This is a genomic window from Nitrospinaceae bacterium (assembly GCA_018669005.1).
Lineage (GTDB): Bacteria > UBA8248 > UBA8248 > UBA8248 > UBA8248 > UBA8248.
Genome location: JABJAL010000079.1, coordinates 66,084 through 88,898, shown reverse-complemented (window position 1 = coordinate 88,898; position 22,815 = coordinate 66,084). Strand labels below are relative to the sequence as shown.

At 57.1% G+C, this 22,815-nt stretch carries 21 protein-coding genes; 7 read left to right on the top strand and 14 right to left on the bottom strand.

All coding sequences use genetic code 11. The annotated features are described in order from the left end of the window. Positions 1 to 4 precede the first annotated feature (4 nt). Both HOJ95_12880 and egtB read right to left on the bottom strand, forming a co-directional pair. Positions 5 to 958 (bottom strand): TIGR04348 family glycosyltransferase, encoded by a 954-nt coding sequence (locus HOJ95_12880; protein ID MBT6395596.1) that lies wholly within the window; start codon positions 956 to 958, stop codon positions 5 to 7. An 18-nt stretch (positions 959 to 976) separates the two neighbouring features. Further along, positions 977 to 2,287: an ergothioneine biosynthesis protein EgtB gene (gene egtB / locus HOJ95_12875; protein MBT6395595.1), complete on the bottom strand. Its 1,311-nt coding sequence runs from the start codon at positions 2,285 to 2,287 to the stop codon at positions 977 to 979. Positions 2,288 to 2,462: 175 nt separating this feature from the next. Between egtB and HOJ95_12870 the strand changes: the two genes are divergently transcribed. Further along, positions 2,463 to 2,843, top strand: coding sequence for a VOC family protein (locus HOJ95_12870; protein ID MBT6395594.1), 381 nt, complete (start codon positions 2,463 to 2,465; stop codon positions 2,841 to 2,843). A 3-nt stretch (positions 2,844 to 2,846) separates the two neighbouring features. On the opposite strand, the gene HOJ95_12865 is transcribed toward HOJ95_12870, so the two are convergent. The 5 genes from HOJ95_12865 to HOJ95_12845 form a co-directional block, all read right to left on the bottom strand. After that, on the bottom strand, positions 2,847 to 3,500 hold the full coding sequence (locus tag HOJ95_12865; GenBank protein ID MBT6395593.1) for a PIG-L family deacetylase: 654 nt from the start codon (positions 3,498 to 3,500) through the stop codon (positions 2,847 to 2,849). A 69-nt stretch (positions 3,501 to 3,569) separates the two neighbouring features. Further along, positions 3,570 to 4,346, bottom strand: coding sequence for a class I SAM-dependent methyltransferase (locus HOJ95_12860; GenBank protein ID MBT6395592.1), 777 nt, complete (start codon positions 4,344 to 4,346; stop codon positions 3,570 to 3,572). A gap of 79 nt (positions 4,347 to 4,425) precedes the next feature. Further along, entirely contained in the window at positions 4,426 to 5,445 is a 1,020-nt protein-coding gene (locus HOJ95_12855) for a glycosyltransferase (GenBank protein MBT6395591.1), read from the bottom strand. Then, positions 5,442 to 6,185: an NTP transferase domain-containing protein gene (locus HOJ95_12850; GenBank protein ID MBT6395590.1), complete on the bottom strand. Its 744-nt coding sequence runs from the start codon at positions 6,183 to 6,185 to the stop codon at positions 5,442 to 5,444. The genes HOJ95_12855 and HOJ95_12850 overlap by 4 nt, the downstream gene beginning before the upstream one ends. After that, positions 6,134 to 7,111, bottom strand: a complete 978-nt coding sequence (locus HOJ95_12845) for an SDR family NAD(P)-dependent oxidoreductase (GenBank protein ID MBT6395589.1) — start codon at positions 7,109 to 7,111, stop codon at positions 6,134 to 6,136. Before HOJ95_12845 ends, HOJ95_12850 begins: the two co-directional genes overlap by 52 nt. Before the next feature lie 219 nt (positions 7,112 to 7,330). Here HOJ95_12845 and HOJ95_12840 point away from each other — a divergent pair, with 219 nt between their 5' ends. From HOJ95_12840 to HOJ95_12830, 3 genes are read left to right on the top strand one after another with little or no spacing between them, the layout of a single operon-like run. Further along, the gene (locus HOJ95_12840) at positions 7,331 to 7,633 is read left to right on the top strand and encodes a DUF350 domain-containing protein (GenBank protein ID MBT6395588.1); all 303 of its coding nucleotides are present in this window, start codon (positions 7,331 to 7,333) and stop codon (positions 7,631 to 7,633) included. Positions 7,634 to 7,651: 18 nt separating this feature from the next. Beyond that, positions 7,652 to 8,371 (top strand): 7-carboxy-7-deazaguanine synthase QueE, encoded by a 720-nt coding sequence (locus HOJ95_12835; GenBank protein MBT6395587.1) that lies wholly within the window; start codon positions 7,652 to 7,654, stop codon positions 8,369 to 8,371. 26 nt (positions 8,372 to 8,397) lie between these two features. Further along, the gene (locus HOJ95_12830; protein MBT6395586.1) at positions 8,398 to 8,922 is read left to right on the top strand and encodes a hypothetical protein; all 525 of its coding nucleotides are present in this window, start codon (positions 8,398 to 8,400) and stop codon (positions 8,920 to 8,922) included. Between the two features lie 84 nt (positions 8,923 to 9,006). Here the strand turns inward: HOJ95_12830 and HOJ95_12825 are convergent, their stop codons facing one another. The 5 genes from HOJ95_12825 to HOJ95_12805 all read right to left on the bottom strand — a co-directional run bounded on the left by HOJ95_12825 (position 9,007) and on the right by HOJ95_12805 (position 15,593). Then, complete coding sequence (locus HOJ95_12825) at positions 9,007 to 10,869, bottom strand: aldehyde:ferredoxin oxidoreductase (protein MBT6395585.1); 1,863 nt, start codon at positions 10,867 to 10,869, stop codon at positions 9,007 to 9,009. 168 nt (positions 10,870 to 11,037) lie between these two features. Continuing rightward, the gene (locus HOJ95_12820) at positions 11,038 to 12,633 is read right to left on the bottom strand and encodes a methylmalonyl-CoA mutase (GenBank protein ID MBT6395584.1); all 1,596 of its coding nucleotides are present in this window, start codon (positions 12,631 to 12,633) and stop codon (positions 11,038 to 11,040) included. A gap of 9 nt (positions 12,634 to 12,642) precedes the next feature. Beyond that, positions 12,643 to 13,422 (bottom strand): hypothetical protein, encoded by a 780-nt coding sequence (locus HOJ95_12815; GenBank protein ID MBT6395583.1) that lies wholly within the window; start codon positions 13,420 to 13,422, stop codon positions 12,643 to 12,645. Between the two features lie 48 nt (positions 13,423 to 13,470). After that, positions 13,471 to 14,415: a ferredoxin--NADP reductase gene (locus tag HOJ95_12810; GenBank protein MBT6395582.1), complete on the bottom strand. Its 945-nt coding sequence runs from the start codon at positions 14,413 to 14,415 to the stop codon at positions 13,471 to 13,473. 167 nt (positions 14,416 to 14,582) lie between these two features. Continuing rightward, positions 14,583 to 15,593, bottom strand: coding sequence for a prolyl oligopeptidase family serine peptidase (locus tag HOJ95_12805; protein ID MBT6395581.1), 1,011 nt, complete (start codon positions 15,591 to 15,593; stop codon positions 14,583 to 14,585). Between the two features lie 171 nt (positions 15,594 to 15,764). Between HOJ95_12805 and HOJ95_12800 the strand changes: the two genes are divergently transcribed. From HOJ95_12800 to HOJ95_12790, 3 genes are all read left to right on the top strand, one after another. Next, positions 15,765 to 17,108 (top strand): M20/M25/M40 family metallo-hydrolase, encoded by a 1,344-nt coding sequence (locus HOJ95_12800; protein ID MBT6395580.1) that lies wholly within the window; start codon positions 15,765 to 15,767, stop codon positions 17,106 to 17,108. Positions 17,109 to 17,128: 20 nt separating this feature from the next. Continuing rightward, positions 17,129 to 18,484: an amidohydrolase family protein gene (locus tag HOJ95_12795; GenBank protein ID MBT6395579.1), complete on the top strand. Its 1,356-nt coding sequence runs from the start codon at positions 17,129 to 17,131 to the stop codon at positions 18,482 to 18,484. Between the two features lie 144 nt (positions 18,485 to 18,628). Further along, complete coding sequence (locus tag HOJ95_12790) at positions 18,629 to 20,692, top strand: thioredoxin domain-containing protein (GenBank protein ID MBT6395578.1); 2,064 nt, start codon at positions 18,629 to 18,631, stop codon at positions 20,690 to 20,692. Positions 20,693 to 20,722: 30 nt separating this feature from the next. Here the strand turns inward: HOJ95_12790 and HOJ95_12785 are convergent, their stop codons facing one another. Continuing rightward, positions 20,723 to 21,400: a septal ring lytic transglycosylase RlpA family protein gene (locus tag HOJ95_12785; protein MBT6395577.1), complete on the bottom strand. Its 678-nt coding sequence runs from the start codon at positions 21,398 to 21,400 to the stop codon at positions 20,723 to 20,725. Positions 21,401 to 21,449: 49 nt separating this feature from the next. Next, positions 21,450 to 22,463 carry an HD domain-containing protein gene (locus tag HOJ95_12780; protein MBT6395576.1) on the bottom strand — a complete coding sequence of 338 codons (1,014 nt, stop codon included), beginning with the start codon at positions 22,461 to 22,463 and terminating at the stop codon, positions 21,450 to 21,452. Positions 22,464 to 22,815 lie beyond the last annotated feature (352 nt).

The following is a 22,815-nucleotide window of genomic DNA, read 5'->3' as shown; positions in this document are numbered from 1 at the left end:
AACCTCAGACAGCCAATTCTTTAACAAGCATCTTCCAGCAACGGGTCTCATTTGCGGGGGAGACGATGCGCTTAATCCGCCTCGTCCACGTCTTGAGCTCTTTGTAGAAACCGGGGTCGTTTTCAGCCCGCTCTAGCATCGATGCGAGACCTTTGGTGTCCTTTAACTCAAAGTAGCCCGGATAGTCTTCTCCTAGAAGTCCGATGGAGCCCGATATGCGCGAGGCGAGCGTGGGCACCGAGCAGGCAATGGCCTCGCAAAGGGCATTGGCCCCGCCCTCCATCTCGGAGCTCAGGACGTGAAGACGGCTTTTTGAGAGCAGCCGGAGCACCTTCCAGCGGGGTACCTCGCCAACCCAGCTATAGCGCGGATTTGATTTTGCCTCTTTGAGTGCTCGAACTTCCATGTCCTTGCTGAGCGCGCCACCGATTTGCATCACCTCAATTTTCGAGGACCGGGCAAGCAACCGGGAGGCCTCCGCCGCACGGAACGGGTCCTTGACCTCTCTCATGTGGCCAATGACGCATACATTGAAAGAATTTTTTCGAGGCTTGTAATTACCGGCAGGCGCTTCGATGGACTGAACGATAACCCGCGTTTTCGCCCGGTGGCGTTTGGGAAGCTCGCTGGTGCCCATCGCCTGAAGGACGATCAGCCGATCCGCCATTTCGAGGGATTGTTGGGCGCCAGTGTCGGTGAGGATATCCTTGTAAAGGTCGGTGCCCGTGAGTGCGACGATCAAGGGCAGATCTGGGTGCGCATCTTTGAAGCGCTTGGCGGAGGCAAAACTCCGTTTGGCGTGAAGGGCAACGAGAATATCGCAATCGCGGCCAGTGTATTCCTCATCGATGTGGACGGTGTGGCCCAGGTCCCTGAGGTGGCGCGACCACCGAACCGCAGTGACGCGGTTTCCCTTGCGGGAGCGAGGCGGGGCCGGTGTGATCAAAGATATTTTCATTTGTCCAGGTGGCGCCTTTTATCTGGCGCAGGTGCGGAATCCCGCCCAAACATCTTTGCGCTCGGGCGTGAAATAATTCCGGTACAAATTTCGCGTTAAACGGGAGCGGGTTGGCCAGGCACCACCTCTAAGAACGCGGCGCGAGTAGAACCAAGGCTCCGAATAATCCTTGTAGGGGTCCACGACGAATCCTGGGAAGGGGGCAAATACGCTACTCGTCCACTCCCATACGTTGCCCAGCATTTGGCGGCAGCCAAAGGCGCTGTCGCTCTTTGGAAAAGCGCCTACGTCAACGCAGCCCATGTGACGCCAGTCGAGATTGGCCAGCTCGGGCCGGGGTGGCTCATCCCCCCAGGGGTATTGCCTCTTGCGGTCGGTGAAGCCCGTGCCCGAATCGTTCGGCTCGCTTGAGGCGGCAAGCTCCCACTCCGCCTCGGTGGGAAGGCGGCGGCCCGCCCAGCGGCAATAGGCCTCAACTTCAAAGAAATTCACGTGAATTACAGGTCGATGCGGCTCTAGCGGCACCCACTGATCAAAGTTTCTCCGCTCCCAGCCATCGGCGCCGAGCCGCCAATGAACAGGGTGCTGTGAGTCCTCCTCGCCGCGCCACTCCCATCCCTCTTTACTCCAGAGGTTTTCTTTTTCGTATCCCCTGTCATCCACAAATTCGGCGAATTCGGCTTGGGTGACAGCGGCTTTTGCAATGGCAAAGGGTGCGATCTCGACCGGATGCGCCCATTTTTCGTTGTCGAAGGCAAAGGATTCATCCTTCGGTGCACCGAGCATGTAGGTGCCGCCTGGAATCTTCGCGTCGCCGGGAAGGGGGCCGCCTCCAATGTCCTCTTTAGTCCGCGTTTTGTCAGTGTACTCGATGAGCCCTTCGGGAACGGGATAGCCTAGTGTCTGGCGCGTGTAGGAGAACGCCTCGGTGTGCATGTCTTCGTGGTGCACACCGTAGCGAACATGGTAGGCCTCCTCTTCGGTTAGCGTTCCGCTCTCGACGCGCTTGAGAACGTTTTCCACCACCTTGTCCATGTAGGCGTATGTGTCCTTCCGGGGCGGGAGGGGAAGATCCCACCTCGTATGGTGATGGATTTCCATCGAGTCGTAGAGTTCATCCTCGTTTTTAAGAACGGGCTCTCGATTGTTGATGCCTCGGAGTAGCCACTTGCCCTGGAACCAGGCCATGTGGCCGATTTCCCATAGCAGGGGGTTTACGCAAATGAGTTTGGGGCCGATGAGCTGGTCGTCCGAAAGGTCGGCGACGAGTTCGAGTGTGCGGTCCCGGGCGTCTGTAACCCAATCCACGAGTTCTGCGGGAGATGGCATCCATTTTCCTCCGTAGTGTGCCTGCATCTAATCTTGAAACGAGTGTACTGATTCACGTCCCTCCCTGTCCAATCCCTATGAAAAAATATGAAATATGCGCAATTTATAGACCTGTGTGGGATTATCCGAGATGATAAAAATAGACTTGAAATCTAACGCGACGGAGGGTTAACGGATGAAGATTACCATCATCGATCATTTTGTTTTGACTGTGCGCTCGATTCCGGACACCTGCGCGTTTTACGAGCGAGTCCTGGGAATGAAGGCGGCGAAATTTGGCGGCAGAAGGTGGGCGCTATTATTTGGCCACCAGAAGATCAATCTCCATCAGGTGGGCAAGGAGTTTGAGCCAAATGCCAAATCGCCTGTCGCAGGTGCGGGAGATTTTTGCCTGATCAGCGGAGAGCCGCTAAGCGAGGTTGTGCGTCAACTCAATGAGGCCGGGATTCCAATCGAGATGGGGCCGGTTTCGAAATCAGGGGCCAAGGGCCCGATAATGTCGGTCTATATTCGCGATCCGGACGAAAACCTGGTGGAAATCTCTGAATACGAATGACGATTAGAGGCGGTCGATATCCCGCATGAGCATGAAACCCTCGGCGGCCTCGCAACCCGCCATGGCACCATAAAGCGTTGCACGCGCCCTCAATGCCTGCTCGGAGCGGGGAAAGGGGTGGGTCTTTAGCTCGCTCTCATAGAAACCCATGATCTCGATCTTGCGGTCTAGCTGCCCGGTGATGTCCACCAGCACGTTGGGAATGAACGGGTCGCCCGGGTGCGAGAAATCGGTCTCCGAGGGTGTGTCGTACATCAGCACCCGCCGTATCGATGGGAAGCGAAATGACTTTGTGCAAGACCAGCCAATTGCGGCAACAGCCAGGTGGTCGCTATGGGCGTCGCTCCTGAAGGGGAGCATTATCTCCGAGGGCTCGGCTTCGCGAATCGCCCCGGCGATTCCTTCGTAGAGGTCCGTTTCGGGAACTTGATGCAGCTCCGACACTGGCATGTTCATACGGCGCACGCTCTTGAAACCATACGCCCCGGCCACGGCATCGATCTCGCCTCCCCGTTTATCGCTTGATGCCTCGCCGCCTGAGTGCTGCCCGTTCGTTATAAGGAGCCAGTGGAGATCCCAGCCCTCCACTGCGCGGCGAAGAAGGGTGCCCCCGGGGCCGAGTGTTTCATCGTCCGGGTGCGGAGCAACAACGAGCAACGAGCCTGCCTTGGCGATGACGATTCTCCTTTCAACAATAGCGCACGGGCTGCCTGGAATTTTTCGACCTTAGCGGCGCGCCTCGACGACAACAACTTCCTTCGAGAGATTGAGGTTGTCCCAGCCACAGGCCACAATCTCGCCAGCCTCAGGCGTCCGGCCCGCTTTTTTACACGATTCGCGGTAAAGAAGCGTTGCCCTGTAGTATTCAAAGTAATGATCGAGCGTGGGGAATTCAATAAGCCGAGGTACGCGCTGGCTCGTGGCCTCGGTGAAAAGATCCTTCGCTGCCGGTAAAAACTCTTCCTCAATGCGGCAGGCGCGCCGCTTCGTCGGATCGTCGCTCTCGAAACCGAAGATGAGCTCGTTGAGTTGATACAGCTCCTCGGCGTTCTGCTCGGTAGGTCCGACAAGATAAGCGCTTGCACCCTCTTTAAGTAAATTTCGAATCGCTCCCATGGTCTCTCTTGCGTCATCGGCGTAGTAAATCGAGTAAGGCGCGATGGCGCAGTCAAAAGTCTCGGGCAGGAAGGCCGAGAGGTCATTGAAATCCATTTTCATCAACAGCTTTCGACAGGCAACATCCCGCGCTGCCGCACGAGAAATTAATTCATCGTTCTTGTCGACCCCCGTGATGAATCCATTGGCACCCAAAGCGCTTGCCCAGGTCTCGAACCAGTTGCCGTCACCGCAGCCAATCTCAAGAAGCGCCCCGCCTGCCGGGATACGCAGATTCTCGGTGAACCAGTTTTCAAGCTGAAAATTGGCGAACTCGGTGTGCGCCCTGATGCGGATGGCGAGGTGATCCTTTACCTCATCATAAGAAAGATCGCGTGTCTTGTTCATGGGGCGAAGTGGTTCCTTTTGTTATATGGGCGGGTGCTGAAAAGATAACCGAAACATAAGATGTGCGCCACACTATGGGTTAACTTCCTCCCGCTGGAAGCCCTCGCTCGGCCAGGAGAGTCAAAATTTGCTCGAAGCGCACGGCTGTCGTGTGGTCGCGCCGGGCGCGGGCCTGCCCCTTTTGAGCGATTTCAAGGCGCTTTGGCTCGTTTTCCAGATACTCGCGGATAAGGGTCTGGAGTTCTTCTTTTTTTTGATAAGTGAGAATCTCCTCTCCGCGCTCGAAGATGAGCCCCAAATCTCGCCGGTCGTTGACGATCATGAGTGCCCCAGCGCCCATGTACTGAACCACCTTGTCGTCCGGCCAGTAAAGGGCGCCGCCCCCGTGCTGGAGGTTGATAAGGATTTTGCTTGCCTTGAGGACCTTTAGTTTTTCCACCCGGTCGAGGGCCCGCTCCATATGAACGCGATTTTTGATCCACGGGTCAGTAGCCTTCACCCAGCGCGGGCCCCAGATTCTAAAATTCACGCCCTCATCGGTGAGCCCCGAGAAGATTCGCTCGCGAAAGGGATGAAAGCCCCCGATAAAGGCCACGTCCGCGCGAAAAGGCTCTAGTTCATCGTCCGTAAATTCGGTTTCAAATTCCGAGGGGTCATAGGCGTGGGGAAGGGCGACCACGTTATCGAAGCCATAGGTTTCAAATTCTTCCTCGAAATAGGTGTCCTTTGAGACAAACAGGTCATAGGCGCCAATAAGGTCAAAGGGCAGGGGCGGGGTGTAGGCGCCAAACGGGTTGTCCGGGAAAAAACAGACCGTCCTACACCGGCTCTCCTTGCGGATGCGCTCAAGGGTTTTGGCGGCAACGTAGCCCCCCCGGTGAACGAGGAGCATGTCGAAGCCCTCGCGGATGCATTTTTCCGCAAGCTGGTTGTTCATCCAGCGGACCCACTGCTTGCGAAAATTCGAGTAGAAAAAACTTTTTTTTCGGTAGTAAAAAATCTCGACATCGTGGCCGAGAGATTGAATGCCGAGATAAAAGCCGTAAGGCTCGTTTGAGGGCTGGAAGCTTTGATCGTTCGTGCAGAAAAGAACCTTCATTCTTGCCCCAGCTTGCCGGTTTCTTTTTCCAGATCCCCGAGGTCGTCGATGGAAACCCATTTTTCGGTGAACGTGAAGCCTGAGATGGTGTGGCCCTCTCCCATGGCCTTGTCAATGAAGTCGGGCATGTAGACCTCCTCGCCCGGCGGGATGAGGTCGATAACTTCAGGGCTCACGGTGTAGATGCCGCAATTTATTTGATGCGTGTGCGTCGGGCGCTCGACGATAGCGGTGATTTGATCGCCATCAGTTTCGACAACACCGAAGGGAACGATTTGATCGAATCGCCGGATGCCCACCGTAATCGCGGCCCCCTTGTCTTGGTGCCATTTGAGCATGTCGCTAAAGTTTATCTCTGTGATGATGTCGGCGTTCATGACCATGACGGGTTCTGATATGCCGAACTGATCGCGGGCGAGGCGAACGGGCCCGGCGGTGCCGAGGCGCATTTCCTCGCGTGAATAGTGGATGTTGACGCCAAAGCGCCCTCCGTCCTGAAAAAAAGTTTCGATAAGCTCGGCGCGGTATCCAACGGCGAGGTAAATATCCGTGACGCCGTGTGCGGCGAGATGCCCGATTAGGATTTCGAGAATCGGTTTTTCGCCCACAGGTACAAGAGGCTTGGGAATTGCGAAGGTGAGGGGGCGCAGGCGCGTGCCGAGGCCGCCGGCTAGGACAATGGCTTTCATTAGATGTGGTACCTCGATGGGTCCGAGACCGTGCCCGACTCGCGGAGCCATTCGATGGTTTGTCCAAGACCCTCATCGAGTGAAACCTCGGGCCGCCAGCCGATGATCTCTGCCGCTTTCTCGCCGCTGCCGCACAGGCGCATAACCTCGCTGGAGCCCGGGCGGATGCGCTGCTCGTCGGTTTCAAGCGTGATGTCTTTTCCGATGAGCGAGGCGATTTTTTGGGCGAGCTCGCCGATGGAAATTTCTTTGCCGGTGGCGATATTCACCGTTTCCCCAGGTGCGCGATCAGATTCGACGGCGAGAATAAAGCCGCGCGCCGTGTCCTTGACGAAATTAAAATCCCGCGTCGGGGTGGTTGCGCCGAGTTTCACATTGTTAGATGCCAGCATTTGAGAGATTAAAGTGGGGATGACGGCCCGCGCCGACTGCCTTGGCCCGTAGGTGTTGAACGGGCGCACGGTGACGACGGGCGTCTTATAGCTGTGGAAAAACGACTCGCCCAGCTTGTCGGCCGCAATCTTCGAGGCCGCATAGGGCGATTGCGCCTGAAGGGGGTGTTTTTCGTCGATGGGCACATATTGCGCCGTGCCGTAGACCTCGCTTGTTGAGGTGAGCACCACCCGGCGCGGATTCGTCCGCCGCGCGGCGTTGAGCACATTCAGCGTGCCCACCGTGTTGACCTGAAGGACTTCCTCGGGATGCTCAAAGGAGAAGGGAATCCCGATCAGGGCGGCGAGGTGGAAGACATACTCCTGGCCCTCCATCGCCGCGAGGACGCCGCCTGCCTCGGTGATGTCATTCGCCAAGATGCGAAACTTATCGGCGGCCCCGTCAAGAAAGCCCGCCGAGCCACGCGAGGTGTAGCGGACCAGCGCCGTCACCTCGGCCCCGCGCTCTGCAAGCGCCTCGGCCAAATGGCTCCCGATGAAGCCGCCCGCGCCCGTCACCAGAACTTTTCGGCCCTTCCAGTCCATTTGCTCTCCCCACAAGGCTTGGCATGTAATATTCGCGCCACCATCTATACCATGGCGGGGGATCGGAGGCGAGAAACGCCGTTGATTGGCCGCATGTCGCGCTCTCCGGGGCAAGTACCGGGGTGGCCACCAGGGCTTTCGCCGGGGCAATCGCCCCTTGAGCCGGGCATGGCCTCTTGCTATGGTCAACGGCAACCGCTCAAAGGAGGTAATATTGAAATGAAAAAATATGTGTTTCAGCTCATCGCCCTTATCGCAATCGCTCTCGTGCCTGCGCTCGCCCTCGCCAATGGCGCCCCGCCTCCGGCCCCGCAGCCCGGCCCGGTGGCCAATCTCGTCTGGTCGATCATCTATGGCCTGGTTGGCGTCATGCTTCTCATGATTGGCTACAAGATCTTCGAGTGGATCACCCCGTTTTCGGTGAACGACGCCCTTGCCAAAGATCAGAACCGCGCCGTGGGCATTGTCATTGGCGCGATCTTCATCGGCATCGCCATCATCGTCGCCGCCGCCCTCGGGTAGGCGAAAAAAGGCAGGATCATGCCCGATTCTCTCGCCGGAGAGAAATTAACCCCGGCGGCGGCTCTACGCATTCCGCTGGCGGACGAGCTTTTCTATTCATTGCAGGGCGAGGGCGCGACCCTTGGCCGCCCCTCGGTTTTCGTGCGCCTCATGGGGTGTACGGTTGGTTGTGCCTGGTGCGACACAAAATATAGCTGGGCGGGGCCCCCCGTGGTCGAGCTATCGGGCCATGAAATTTTGGATTATTGCGCTGCGCGCCCGGGTAGCCAGGTAATTGTCACCGGGGGGGAGCCTCTTGAAAATGAAATGTTCCCCGCGCTTATCGCGATGCTTAATAACGCTGGCCTTCGCATCGAGGTTGAAACCTCGGGCTACATCGAGCCGGGGGCGGCGGCTCTCGCCCTGGTCGATCAATGGAACGTGTCGCCCAAGCTGGCCTCTGCCGCCATCGCTGTGGACAAACAACCCCGCTCTTTAGATTGGCTCTCCCGCGCTACCGAGCCTTATCTGAAATTCGTTCTCCACAAAACAAACGAGATTGCCGAGGTCGATGCCCTCCTGGCTAAATACGATCTGGCCGATTTCCCCTCCCACCGAATCATCATCTCCCCGGGCGGCAAAAAATTAAGTCACATGGAACCCCGACTCCTTCCCCTCGCCGATGCGGCGCTGGAGCGCGGCTGGCGCTTCACGCCGAGGCTGCACGTCATTTTGTGGGGCGATAAACGGGGGGTGTGAGGGGATATTTTTTGAGGTGAACATTGATGAAACTTAATGAGCTCCCTTCTGAAAATCAAAATGAATTAAGGATATCGATTGTAAAAACAAGTGAGTTGATAGGCCGTAATGTTAGTGACTATGCGTTTATATGCATTAAAAGTCTGCTGATGCTGAATGGTGGTGGAGCTGTCGCGTTATTGAGTTTTAAAGGGGTCTATTTTTCAAAGTTTGGAAATTCAAATTGGGGAAATGATGTTCTTTCAATTTTTATGCTAGGGATCATTCTTTCCGTTTTGTTGCTTTTTGGGGAGTTTTTTCGTGCTTTCGGACTTCAGAAACGATGGGCGAAAATTTTTAAGGATTTTTTAGAAAATAAAATGGATATTGAGGATTATTTGGCACATGCAAATCGCAAAAGAAATTTTGGGCAGTATGTATCAATAGCGTTAGGCGTGTTGTCAGGATTATGTTTTTTGTTGGGGCTGATTTATGGCGGACTGTATTCGGTCTCACCAAATTTAACAGTTCCAGCAGTCACTTTTTTTGATTTTTCCCCTGGTGGAGTATAAATATTAAGAATTATTAACAATACAAAAACCCCCCGCCACGATTTCTCGCGACGGGGGTTATTTGTTTGTGCGGACTTCTAAAAGCTAGGCCGAGAGGCCCTCTTTTTCGGTGAGGGCGTCCCAGTTTTTCTCGGTACGTGATTTCAGCTCATCCATGAATTCGCGGGTGATGAAGGCGGGCATTTTAATGTTGTCGTTCACCCGCTCATAGACGCGGCCCGGAACATCATATTCCTCATCGGTGTAGCCTACTTTTTTCTCAAGGAGGCGGCCCCGCAGGTAGGAGCGGCGGATGGCCGTGTACATCTCGTCCTTGGTCATCGAGAGGCCGTACATGTCGTTGATGCTGCCAACGATGCTGTCGTCCGGGGCGCCGCCGAATTTGCAGGTGCCAACGAGGTCGTCGCGTGTGTAGTAGATGCCGTTCTGGATGGCATCCTCCCAGTATTTCATGTCGGTCTTCTGGCCATCGAGGATGAGGAGCAGGAAGGTGCGCAAGCTCATGTGGCCGCCCGCGAGCGCCCAGGGGTAGCCCGGGTTCGTTTCGGGAAGATAGGCCGGATATTCTAGGCCCTTGCCCTGCATGGCGAAGGAGAGATCGCCCATCTCTTGCGCCAGGCGCATCGAGCCCTGCGCGAGCTGGTTACATTTTCCCTCGGCGGCGAGCTTGATGAATTTCACCATCTTCTCGTAGTCGCCAAATGTCATGCCGTCGAGGATTTGGTTGTCGGGGTGGCGCTTGTTCCACTCCATGGCGTAGCTGACGGTGGCACCGAGGCTGATGGCGTCGTAGCAAAGAAGGTCGGCCAACTCGACGAGCTCAAGGGCCTGCTCGCGGTCATAGATGCCGCAGTTGGGGGCCATGAGGTCGAGGGGTTCGTAGTCGAACTTGGCGCGGAAGGTGCTGGTCTTGGCTTTTCTTCCAATGGCGGTCTCGCCCTCGGGCCTGTCGTATATATTCTTGTGGCAGGCGATGCCGCACTTAAAGCAAGGCTCGTCTTTGATGACGTAGCCCTCCTCGTATGCGCCCCGGAAGATTTGTGCGGCGTTATCGTTGCCGGGGGGCTCGAAATTGTTCTCGGGTAGGCAGCCCAGGGGGTGGAGGCCCGCGATGTTGCGCCAGGTGCCGCCCCCGCCCTCGGCCTTGTAGTCGTCGCGATAGTTCTTGGAGCCTGCGCCGCGCGAGATGATTTTGTTCGCCTCTTTGACGACCTCGGTGACGGCTGTTTTGTCGTCAGGGGCTTGTGAGACGATGGCGATGAGGTTCTTGCTCCCCATGACGCCGCCAAATCCGCCTCGGCCGCAAAAGCGCGGCTTATTGTCGCCGCTCTTGAGCTGGTTCTCGGAGCTGAGCGCGATGGCCGCCATGCGGTTGGTCTCATAATTCTCGCCCGAGGGTCCGATGACGGCAAAATGTGCGTCGTCATACTGTTTCTGGAGATCCATGATCTTATCGTGTGCTGTTTTTCCGAGAAGCGCTGATGCGTCCACCAGTTCCATCTCGGGCGGGCCGCCCACCGAGGCGCTTTTGATGACGAGGGTGACAGGTTTATCGCTTCGCCCGGTGAAGATTATTTCGTCCACCCCAGCGAAGGCTGTTTTTGAGCCGAATTTCCCTGAGCCTGCCGACCACATAGCCGAGGGCGCGCCCGCGCGGGTTCCCTTGAGTGGGCTGTAGCCGCCGAAGAAGGTGCGCAGGCCCGTCATGACGTTGGTGCCTGAAAAACAACCCAGCTCCATCACCAGCGGGGCCGAGGGGGCATATGGGTCGGGCACATCGTGCGCGGTGAGTATTTTGAAAAGCCGTCCGATGCCGCCGAGAAAATCCTCTAAGTCGGCGCAGGCTTTTTCTTCCACCGAAATTTTTCCAGCTCCAAGATCTATCGAAACACTACGGTACTTATAGTCGGTCGCGGCGTTGTTGCCGTTTTTGGCATCCGTCCACATGGGTAAAACCACCTCCAGTGAAATTTTGAGAAACTAAGCGAATCTCCTGCAGCAAACCAAAGGCGGCCCGCCGAGGTTCTTCCGTTGATAGGCCAGATGATTATTCCCGATCCGGGAGGGCCGGGCAAGGGGAGGGGGGGCAATGGCCCCCGAGGGCACATGGCCCCATTAAAGAGAAATCGGCTCCCGAAACTCCCCGAATTCGTCCTTTAAAATATCAGTGATCTCGCCCAGGGTGGCGTAGGCTTCCACTGCCTCAATGGTGGCGTCCATGAGGTTCTCATCTCCCCGTGCCGCCTCCTGGAGGCGGGCGAGGGCGGCCTCTACCCGGGCCCGGTCGCGGTCTTGTTTTACCTTGCCAAGCTGCTCAATCTGCTGCCCGGCAAGCTCGGGCGGCACCGAGAATATCTCCGGCGATGAATCGGCCTCGTCCCGGTATTTGTTCACTCCGACAACAGTTCGCTCGCCCGAGTCTATGGCTTTTTGCTGTTTGTAGGCGCTCTCGGCAATCCAGTTCTGAATTAGCCCGCGTTCGATGCACGAGACCACCCCGCCCTCGTCCTCGATTTTCTTGATGAGCGCCTCCATGCCGGCCTCCATCTCGGCGGTGAGATTTTCAAGGTAGTAGGAGCCGCCGAAAGGATCTGCCGTGTCGATGACGCCGGTTTCGCTGGCGATGATTTGTTGCGTGCGCAAGGCGAGAACGGCGCTTTCCTCGGTGGGCAAAGCAAGGGCTTCATCGTAGGCGCAGGTGAACATGGTCTGCACCCCGCCGAACACCGAGGAGAGGGCCTGGTAGGCGACGCGCACGATGTTGTTCTCGGGCTCGGCGGCGGTCAGTGTGCTTCCGCCGCAGACGACACCGAAGCGGAACTTCCAGCTCCGCTCGTCCTTGGCGCCAAAGCGCTCGCGCATGATTCGGCCCCAGAGGCGGCGCATGGCCCTGTATTTCGCAATTTCCTCGAAAAAATCCGAGTGCGTGTAGAAATAAAAACTAAACCGGGGCGCGAATTCGTCCACATCCATCCCGCGCCGGACGCACCGCTCGGCATAAACGATGGCGTCGGCGAGGGTGAGACCACCCTCCTCGATGGCGGTGGCCCCGGCATCTCGAAAGTGAGCGCCCGCCGCACTGATGGTGTTGAAGCGCGGGGTATGGGCTGCGCCATACTCGATGGTATCGACGATGAGCCGAAGAGAGGGCTCGGGGGGGAATATCCAGGTTCCCCGCGAGACATACTCTTTCAGTATGTCGTTCTGGATGGTGCCGGTGATCTGCTCGGGAGGGGTCCCCTGTTTTTTCGCTACGGCGATGTACATGGCGTAAAGAATCACCGCCGTCGAGTTGATGGTGAACGAGGTGCTGATCTCTCCAAGAGGGATATCCTTAAAAAGCGCTTCCATGTCGGCGAGGGTGTCGATGGCGACGCCCACTTTGCCCACCTCTCCTTTGGCGCGGGGGTTGTCGCTGTCGAGGCCGAGTTGTGTAGGCAGGTCGAGGGCAACCGAGAGACCGGTGTTGCCCTCATCAAGCAAAAAGCGGTAGCGCTGGTTGGTTTCCTCGGCGGTGCCAAAGCCCGAGTACTGGCGTGTGGTCCATAAGCGCTTGCGATACATTTCAGAATGGATGCCGCGCGTAAAGGGGTACTCGCCAGGAACTTCTTCTTTTACTCCCTCGGGCACGTCCCCGGGGCCGTAGAGGGCCTTGATGGGTAGTCCCGCGTGGGTCTCGTAGCGCTTTCGTTTGTCCTGCTCGGCTGGCATGCCTGCTCCCTAGCGGCCCCGGAATTTTGGTGCGCGTTTTTCGAAAAATGCTTTTACTGCCTCGTCATGATCCGCTGAGTCCCAGAGGCCAGCGAAAAGGCTTGCCTCGATGTTCGCGGCCTCGGCCAGTGGTTTTTCGGCAGCCTCGATCATGAGTTTTTTTATCGCGCGCACCGAAAGCGGCGCAGCGCGGGCAACCTCGCGGGCTAGACGCATCCCCTCGGCGAGTCCTGCGCCTTCTGGAACAACGGTGTTCGTGAGGCCTATTTCGAGCGCCTCTCCCGCAGGAATATCGCGGCAGGTCGTCAGAAGTTCCATGGCATGGGCATGCCCGCATAGCCGGAGGAGTCGCGCGCCCCCGCCCCAGGCTGGCATCAATCCGATTCGCGCATGCCGAAAGCTCAGGTAGGCACTCTCCTCCATCACCCGAATATCGCACGATAGCGCAATCTCGGTGCCGCCGCCCAAGGCGTAGCCGTTTAGAGCGCAGATGACAGGAACCGGGAGATTTGCGAGATCAGCGAGGATCTCCTGCATCCGGCGGCTCATCGCCTCGCCTGCCTCGGCGGTCTCGAAGCTTTGGAGCCATTTGAGGTCGCCGCCCGCGCAGAAGGCATCGCCTCGGGTACCCGTGAGGACCACGGCGCGCAGAGATTCGTCCGACGCGAGTCGGGCCGTTTCCTCGGCAAGAAGGCGCATAATTTCATCGTCTATGGCGTTGCGAATCTCGGGACGGTTGAGGGTGAGGATGCAGATCCCCTCGTCGTCGTCGCGAAGCAGGTGGGGCATCAGCTCTCCGGTGGACGCGGGGCCGCTCAGGCGGATAATCCTAAGTGCCTACCAGTATTTCTCGTAGTGGACGTTGCCCTTGGTTTTGCCGTAATCCATCTTGAAGCCGCGCTCTTCCATCATCTGGATAACGCCGGTCTTTCCCTCGGGCCAAATTCTTTCATCGTCGCGAATCTTGGGCACTCCCAGCATCGCCGGGTTACCGCATAGGAAAATATGGGTGTCATCAGGAGACATCTTGCGGCCAATTTTTTCCTCGAACTGTCCCGATTCGATGTAGTCCTGGGCGTAGACCTTGTTGTGCTGGGTGTCCGACTCACGAGTTGTCAGCGCGTGGTAGGTGAGGTTCGGATATTTTTTTTCAAGCTCGCGGTAGCGCGGCTCGTAGGCCAGATCTTTTTTGTAGCGCACGACGTTGATCGAGGCGATTTGGCCCTTGTAGCCGGTCGAGAGCAACTCCCAGATCATCCGATTGTGGGGGCCCTCACCCGTTCCCGTTCCCGCAAAGACGACGAGTCCCTTGTCGTTGTTGCGGATGGGTGCCATGGAATCAAGGGTGTACTCGCCCGTGAATTTCTGACCGATGTTGAGCCGCTCGCCCTCGTTCTTGAGAAACAGCCTCGGGGTCAGGCCGGGGGAGGGATGTCCCTCTGTTCCGATGACCAGGACAATGTAGAATTCGATGAAATCGATTTTCCCCGAATCCCAGAGCTCTCCTCCCCCGTTTACGACGGGGTGCGAGATCGAGTAGGCCCGCCGGACGAGACGGCGCATTTTCTTATCGTCCAAGCTCGTTTCCTCGACAGCGTCTTCGTGGCGGGGTTCCCAGTAGCCGAGGCCCAGCGTGGTGTACTGGCCCGATTTATAATCCGGTATCGGAAAATCCGGCTTCACCCGGAACAGCGCGAGCGACTCGTGGGTGCGCTCCACACTGACGAGGGTGCAGTTATAATGTTTCTCGGTTAACTCCTTGATGGTGCCTTCGTCGAGCATTCAACTCTCCAATAGTTCGAAGTATTAATTACCTATAAGGTCAAATATGGCGCATCCTTCCCCTTCTTGTTCATATAATACTACAAAATCAGCTGGTTACAGAAGAGCCTCGGGGTAATTTGATCAAATAAGACGTCGGGGAAGGTTTGGGTGAGGCGGTATCACGCTCAGAGGCCCGACCTGGCGACGGGTTTTCTCTTGCCAGAGACGATTTTTTTCTTTTTTTCAATCAGTTTTTTCTTGAGAAACGAAATCGTCAGGCGGATAGAGTCATCACGCTCGGCCTTGGTGCCTCGGCGTCTGAGGGCAAAGTTATGGCCCACCCCCTCGTAGAGTTTCATCCGCGCACCCGAACCACCTCGCCTCTCCAAGGCCCTTTGCATGAGAATCGATTGTTTTACCGATATCGTTGTGTCCTCGACCCCGTGAAACAATAGGGCGCTTGCCTTTACGCGGCCCGCCTGCGTGTAGGGGCTGTTTTTTTCAAGGTAGGCTTTCCACTTGAGAGCATTCTCGCCCGCCAGTGCCAGTAGTATCGGGTTCACCCGCTGGCGAATGAAGGAGACGTAATCGTAGGGTCCGTAGTAGCCAACCACGGCGCCGATATCGGGCTGAGTTGCGGCTGTGCGGAAGGCCTTGTCGGCTCCGAGTGAGAAACCGATGAGCCCCACTTTTCTCCCGCTGCAAACCGGATAGCGGGAAAAGGCGGCCACCGCCGCGGAGATGTCGCCGTTTTGATATTCGAACTGCGCCCGTCGTTCATCAAAGGGGACGTAGAGTCCCTCAAGATCGACCTGATGACCTGAGTAATAGTTCACAATGACGGAGGCTATCCCTTGGCCGGCCAGCGCGCGGGCGTAGCGGATATAGGCCCGCCACCATCCTCCCTTGCCATGGAGAATTACCGCGCAAGGATATTTGCCCTCTGGCGAGGGGCGGGTGTAGTAGCCCTCTATACGAATGTCTGGTTTGCTGCCGGGGAGTTCGACGGACATCTCCCGGTAGGCAAAGGTAGGCGCATTCGGTGCCATGAGCCCGATCGTTCTTGCGCGGCTACAGCTTGTCGCGACAAGTACCAGCAGCAAAAGAAGCGGCATCCGCTTTAAGCGCCTCAGTCGGGAGCGCCTCTTCGGGCGCGAGGGCTCACCATCTTTGTCTTGATGGAGAAGGGAAGGCATCTGGTTGTCTCCTTGAACCTGTCGGCCTGCGCCCACCGATGGTGGGGGACCCCCACTGGTGGGCTCCCCCACTGGGGGGCTCTTTCGTAATGCGGCCACCTGGGAGCATAATGAGACCCATCAAAAGCCGCAACAATATTTTACCCGAAAATTCAATCTTGGGGAGGCATTATGTCTACTGTCATCGAGCACCTTCGCGCCGGGCGTGAGGAATCCCTCGCCCAGCTCATCGAATACCTGAAAATCCCTTGCATTTCAACGACGGGCACCCACGTTCGGGAGGGGGGAGAGCACCTGGCTGGCCTGATGGAGAGGGCCGGTCTCGAAACACGCATCATGGAAACCGCAGGGCACCCGGCTGTTTATGGTGAGGCCAAAGGCCCAGCCGGGGCGCCCACGCTTCTCGTCTACGGGCACTACGATGTGCAGCCCGCCGAGATGGGAGAGGGCTGGACCACGCACCCTTTTGAGCCCGATATCAGAGATGGCCGGATCTTCGCGCGCGGCTCGGGCGACAATAAGGGCCAGCATTTTGCCCAGGTGAAGGCCGTCGAGGCCTACCGGGCGACCAACACCGCGCTTCCAATTAACCTAAAATTTCTTGTCGAGGGCGAGGAGGAGATGGGCTCGACGAACCTGGGCGCGTTTATTGCCGAGAACAAGGACTTGCTCCGCGCCGATATTGCCTGCTCGTCTGACGGCTCGCTCCACCCATCGGGCAGGCCCACGATTTCACTCGGCTGTCGGGGGCTTTTGTATATCGAACTTATATCGCACGGCTCGGGCAAGGATCTTCATTCGGGCACCTACGGTGGTGCGATGGCGAGCCCCTTCTGGCGGCTTATTGATGCTGTGCGCTCTCTCAAGGATGAAAACGGACGGGTGCGCGTGCCGGGTTTCTATGAGGCGGTGCGCGAGGTGGGGGCGGCTGATTTAAAAGCGATGAGCGAGATACCCGATCCGGCCTCCGAGCTTACTGCGGCCCTGGGCGAGGCGGGCATGCGCCGGATAGCCGAGCCTGGTGCGTTTTATGAAAAGACCCTGATTCAGCCGAATCTCAACATCTGCGGCTTTCAGGGTGGCTACTCGCAGGATGGCGTCAAGACTGTCCTGCCGGGTGAGGCGCGCGCCAAAATGGATTTCCGGCTCGTCGTCGATCAAGATCCGGATAAACTTTTTGATGCCGTTTGCTCGTTTTTAAAGGCCGAGGGTTTCGATGATATCGAAGTTGAGCGAAAGGCCGCGTTTTTCCCATCGAAGACCCCTGTGGATCATCCCCTCATCGAGAAAATCCTTGCCGCCATCGCAGCACGGGCGGAGGCCCCGATTGTGTTTCCCAACTTCGGCGGCAGTGTCCCGGACATACTTTTCACGCGCGATTTGGGGATTCCCTCGCTCTGGTTCCCCTTCGCCAATGCCGACTCGAATGCTCACGGCCTCGACGAGAATCTTGAGATTGATCTTCTCCACCGGGGAAGCGAGCTTGCCGCCGCCGTTATTGAGGGGCTGGTTTAACAAGAGGAAATGATTTCCCTATGACAACGACACTCATCAAGGCCGGGCATCTTCTCACGCTCGACGATGCGCTTGGCGATATCGCAGGCGGGCAAATTCTCATTGAGAACGGCGCGATTAAAGAGGTGGGCCGAAATCTCGACACTCCGCCTGATTCTGAAATCATCGAGGCCGCCGATATGATCGTCATGCCCGGCCTCGTGAACGCCCACATGCACACCTGGCAGACGGGCATTCGCGGTGTCGCAGGCGATTGGTCTCTTGGCGACTACATGGGCCACATGCACGCCAACCTCGCCACGCAGTTTGCCCCCGAGGATCTCTATCTCGCTAATCTTCTGGGCGCGCTCAATCAAATCAACTGCGGGGCAACCTCGCTTTTTGACTGGTGTCACAACAACCCGACGCCCGAGCACACCGACCGGGCTATCGACGGTCTTGAGGAGGCGGGTATCCGGGCCCTTTTTGCCCACGGAACGCCCAAGCCCGATGTCGAAAAAGACGGTATGCCACACAGTGAAATGCCTCATCCCGAGGCGGAGATAAAGCGCCTCGCCACCGGTCGTCTTTCTAATCGCGGTGCACTGGTTACCCTCGGCATGGCGATTCGAGGTCCCGACATCTCGACCTGGGAGGTGGCCGAGCACGATGTTCGCCTAGCGGGTGAATACGAATTGGTTGCCAGCGCCCACATGGGCGGTCGCCCCGGCGGCGGAATGACCAAGGGCGGCATCGGCAAGTTAAACGACGCGAATCTTCTCGGCCCCGCCTATAACGTCGTTCACGGCTGCCAGCTAACGGACGATGAGTTTCAGATGATCGGCGATGCCGGGGCCACCGTATCCTCGTGTCCCGAGGTCGAGATGCAGATGGGCCATGGTCATCCTGTCTGTGGGCGAATCCTCGCTGCGGGCGGCGCCCCCTCGCTTGGTGTGGATATCGAGTCGAACATTAGCGGCGATATGTTCACCGTTATGCGGATGGCCCTCCAGCATCAGCGAGCGGCAGACAACCAGAAAATCATTGACACTGGTGCATCGCCCGGCAAGGTCTCCATCGCTGCAAGACAAGCGCTCAAATGGGCAACGATAGAGGGCGCCCGCGCGATGGGCCTTGATAGCAGCACAGGCACACTCACCCCAGAAAAGCAGGCCGACCTCATTATGATTAGAACCACTGACCTCAATCTCTATCCGGTGAATAACGCCGCCGAGGCAGCGATATTTCAAGCAGGTATTGGCAACGTCGATACCGTCATGATTGGCGGTGCCGTCTTAAAGCGGGGCGGCAAGCTCGTCTATCCAAAGTTAAATGAAAAAAAAGAAGCGCTCGCCGAGAGCGGGCGAAGGATTTTGAAAGACGCCGGGTTAGCATAGTTGTTTTTAAAAATAATTTTTTGCTTAAATTACTAATAATGCTACCCTTGCTGTTTAGGTTTTTTGCCGCCCGCCTAAGATTCTCCCGGGAGCGGTCTCGTTTGAGATCAGGCAGGCCCTGCCCGTTATATTTTCGAGGTATCCATGACCGAGCACACGAACCGGCTCTCTGGTGAGACGAGCCCGTATCTACTGCAGCACCAACATAACCCGGTGAACTGGAATCCCTGGGGCGAGGAGGCGCTTGCCCGCTCGCGCGAGGAAGACAAACCGATTTTCTTGTCGATCGGCTACTCGGCCTGCCATTGGTGTCATGTGATGGAGCGTGAGAGTTTCGAAAACGATGAAGTAGCTGCCGTGCTAAACGAGCATTTTGTTTCGATCAAGGTGGACCGCGAGGAGCGGCCCGACATCGATTCGATCTATATGGAGGCGGTGCAGATGCTTACAGGCCAGGGCGGCTGGCCGATGAGCATGTTCCTTCTGCCTGACTTGCGCCCCTTTTTCGGAGGAACTTATTTTCCGCCCGAGGATATGCAAGGAAGGCCGGGTTTTCGGGGTCTCCTCCTTCGAATCGCCGCCATTTATAAAGAGCAGCGGGGAGATATTGAAGAGAACGCGGGCAAGCTCACTGGCGAGCTCTCCCGAATGAACGAGGTGGCCCCGGCGGCGGGCGATGTTTCTCTCGATCTCGTTTCAAAGGCGGCAGAGGAATTAAAAGGCCGCTTTGATGCCAATTGGGGCGGGTTCTCGCAGGCACCCAAGTTTCCACCCTCAATGGCGCTGATGTTGTTGTTAAGACAGTGGCGGCGGAGCGGGGACAAGGATTGTCTCGGCATGGTCGAGTTTACTCTTCAGCGAATGGCGCTGGGCGGGATGTACGATCAACTCGGTGGCGGATTCCACCGCTATAGTGTGGACCCCTTCTGGTTGGTTCCCCATTTCGAAAAAATGCTCTACGACAACGCGCTGCTCTCGCGAGTCTATATGGAGGCCTATCAGGCCACGGGCAACGCTCTTTATCGCTCGGTGGCGACGGACACGCTCGATTATGTGCTTCGCGAAATGACATCGCCCGAGGGCGGGTTCTACTCGGCCCAGGACGCTGATAGCGAAGGGGTGGAGGGTAAGTTTTTTGTGTGGCGCCCAGCTGAAGTCGAAGAGCTGCTCGGGCCCGAGGACGCCGGGGTGTTCTGCCGGTTCTACGATGTTACCGAGGGAGGAAATTTTGAGGGGGATAATATCCTTCATATTCCCAAGGCGCCGCACCAGTTTGCCGAGGAGGAGGGTGCCACGCAGCAATCGCTTTTGGAGGTCCTTGAGCGGAGCCGCGCGAAACTTTTCAAAGAGCGCGAGAAGCGCGTAAAGCCGGGGCTCGACGATAAAATCCTCACAAGCTGGAATGGTTTGATGATTGGCTCGATGGCGCTCGCCGGGCGCGCGGAGGGTGGCGCTGCCTACCTGGAGGCGGCTCGGAGGGCGGCTGATTTTGTTTTGACGAAGATGCGCGGCGAGAGGGGCCTGCTCAGAACGCACCGGGTGGGTCAGAGCCGACTCAACGCCTATCTCGACGACTACGCGTTTATGATGATGGGGCTGGTGGATCTTTACGAGTCCTCCTTTGAGATGAGATGGCTCGATGAGGCGGCCGCCCTCGCAAGGGAGGCGATAGCTCGCTTCTGGGACGAGAGGGAAGGGGCTTTTTTCTTCACGGCAAAAGACCACGAGGAACTCATCGTTCGCAAGAAAACGGCTCAGGATGGCGCGATTCCATCGGGAAATTCGGTGGCGGCGCTCGCGCTTCTTCGCCTCGGCAAACTGACGGGCGAGGCCACATTCACCGAAACGGGTCAGGCCATCATCAAGGTGTATGGAGAGTTTCTCGATCGGGTGCCGGGTGCGTTTCATATGATGCTCGTTGCGCTCGACTTTGATCGCGGCGCACCCGTGGAGGTCGCTATTGCGGGAGATCCTGCCTCGGCGGATACGCGGGCGGCGCTCGATGTCGTGAACTCCCTATTCGTTCCAAACAAGGTGATTGCTTTGAAGGGCTCTCCAGGGGACGGCGAAATTGAGGAGAAGATACCGCTTCTTGAGGGGAAGGAAACACTTGAGGGTGCGACTGTGGTGTATTTGTGCCGGAATTATACTTGTGATGCGCCGCTGACAGATCTGGCAGCGGTAAGAGAGCGATTGGGCGAAATGTAGTGGCCGTGATGCGGGTTAGCTTGATGGCGACTATCCCACGCGGACGAGGTAGGCGTCGTAGCCTCGACCTCGAAGCTGCCCGGTAAGATCGGCGGCTCGCCTTCGATCTGTGAAGCCTTCTAGTTGGACGCGGTAGCGGTTCCTGTCGCCATGCCAGCCGGGGATAACGCGTGTCTTCCGAGCGCGTTTTGACACAGCTCCCGTGAATTTTTCCGCCTCGCCCCGGGTTCGAAAGTTTCCCACGAGAATCAGCCAACGCGCGCGCTTTTTGGGTGGCATCCGGAGCGGGATGAGCCGTACGCGTGCCACTCCTTTTGAGCGCATGCCGAGGCGATCGGCCGCGCCTTGTGAAAGATCTATCACACGCCCTTTAACGAATGGCCCCCGGTCGTTAATTCGCACGTTTACATGGCGACCCGTATCGGTTCGCTCGACGCGGACGCGGGCGCCAAACGGAAGGGTGCGATGGGCGGCGGTGAGGTCGTACATGTCGTAGGTTTCCCCGTTTGCCGTTTTTCGACCGTGGTAGGGCTGGCCGTACCACGAGGCGAGCCCGCTTAAATCGCTTGAAGGAACGGGGGCCGAAACTGCCCGTGGCCTATCTGGGGCCGAGGCGCAGCCGGCGAGGGTGGCAAGTAGAATCACCGCCAGATAAGCGGCGGCTCGCCGACGGGTCGAGGGTACGCATTTTTCCTTGCGAATGAACATCGGAGGTCGCCTGTGCCGGGCGGGCGAGGGCGGTCTGATTCTGAGCGGTCTATTCTAGGTACGGCACTGCCAGTCGTATGAAGCGGGCAAGCAGTTTTTCGTCGAAGTGGCCGGGGCTGTCTTGCATGATCGTGAAGGCTGTCATCTTGGACATCGCCTCTTTATAGGAGCGCCTTGTTGTTAGGGCGTCATAGACGTCGGCGATGCCGCAAATTCGACCGAATCGACCGATATCGGTATCTTTGATGCCTTTGGGATAGCCCGAGCCATCCACTTTTTCGTGATGCTGAAGGACGATGTGAGTTACTTCCTCGGAGAGCCCACCAGAGGTTTTCGTCAACATGTCGTAGCCGGTGCCGGGGTGTTTCTTGATCTCAATCCACTCGTCCTCGTCGAGCTTGCCTTTTTTGTTGAGGATCGCCGGGGATATATCTTTTTTCCCGATGTCGTGGAGGAGGAAGCCGACGCCCAGTTCTTTGAGAAACTTTTCGTTCTCGTTGCCGATGATGGCCCGTGTCAGCAGGGAGGCGTAGATGTAGACATGGACTGAGTGGGTGTAAGTGTAATAGTCGTGGACGGTGAGTTGAAAAAAACTTTCCATGGCGCCGGGCTCATCCATGAGCTTGTTGATGGACTCGACTGTGACGTTGGCGGCCTCGTAGCCTTCCTCGTTGAAGTCCTCGAAAATTTGCTGGGTCTGGCGGGCGGCGGAACCGTAGGCGACGGCTGCCTTACCCTCGGTGGGCAGGGGCGAGTCGAGGATAGCCGAGAGGTTGGACTCCACAAGGCCCTGCCAGTTTACGTTGGATTCTTTGTCGTAGTAGAGCCGATCAGTGACCTTCGAGATTTCCTGGTAGGCGTCAGAGGAGAGCCCTTGCGTCTTGCGGAACATGAGGGAAAGCTCTTTGCCCTTGTTGACGTAGAGATCGACAGGTGCATCGGTCCCCCAGGGAATGTTGCCGAGCACCACAGGGCGGAGGCGCACACGAGCCTTGCCTTTGCCTTCTCCGCCTTGTCCTATTTTCAGGCGGTCTCTACTTCCTGGCTTGCCATTATCCGGCATGCTTATTTGGTCCTTAAAAATTTTCTCTATATGCCGAGAACAATAACTGCGGCGCTGCTAATCCCTATTTCCAGCCACGCCGCAAAATAGCCACTTCACCCAAAATAACATCATCCGAGCGCATTGGAAACCACAAGAATCAAGGTTTTGATGTTGACTCCTTGGCATTGGGGTAAAATGAATAAAAGATAGTTATTGTCGCTATATTCCAAGGGGTCTTTTGTCGCTCTCTTTAAATCCGCTAATAAATCGACTCTTGTACAGACAGATTATTCGCGGCCATTAAATATTCGATATCCAAGGATGCCGCAACACGCTCTAATTCACTCAAAGAGCGGCATTTTTTACCCTT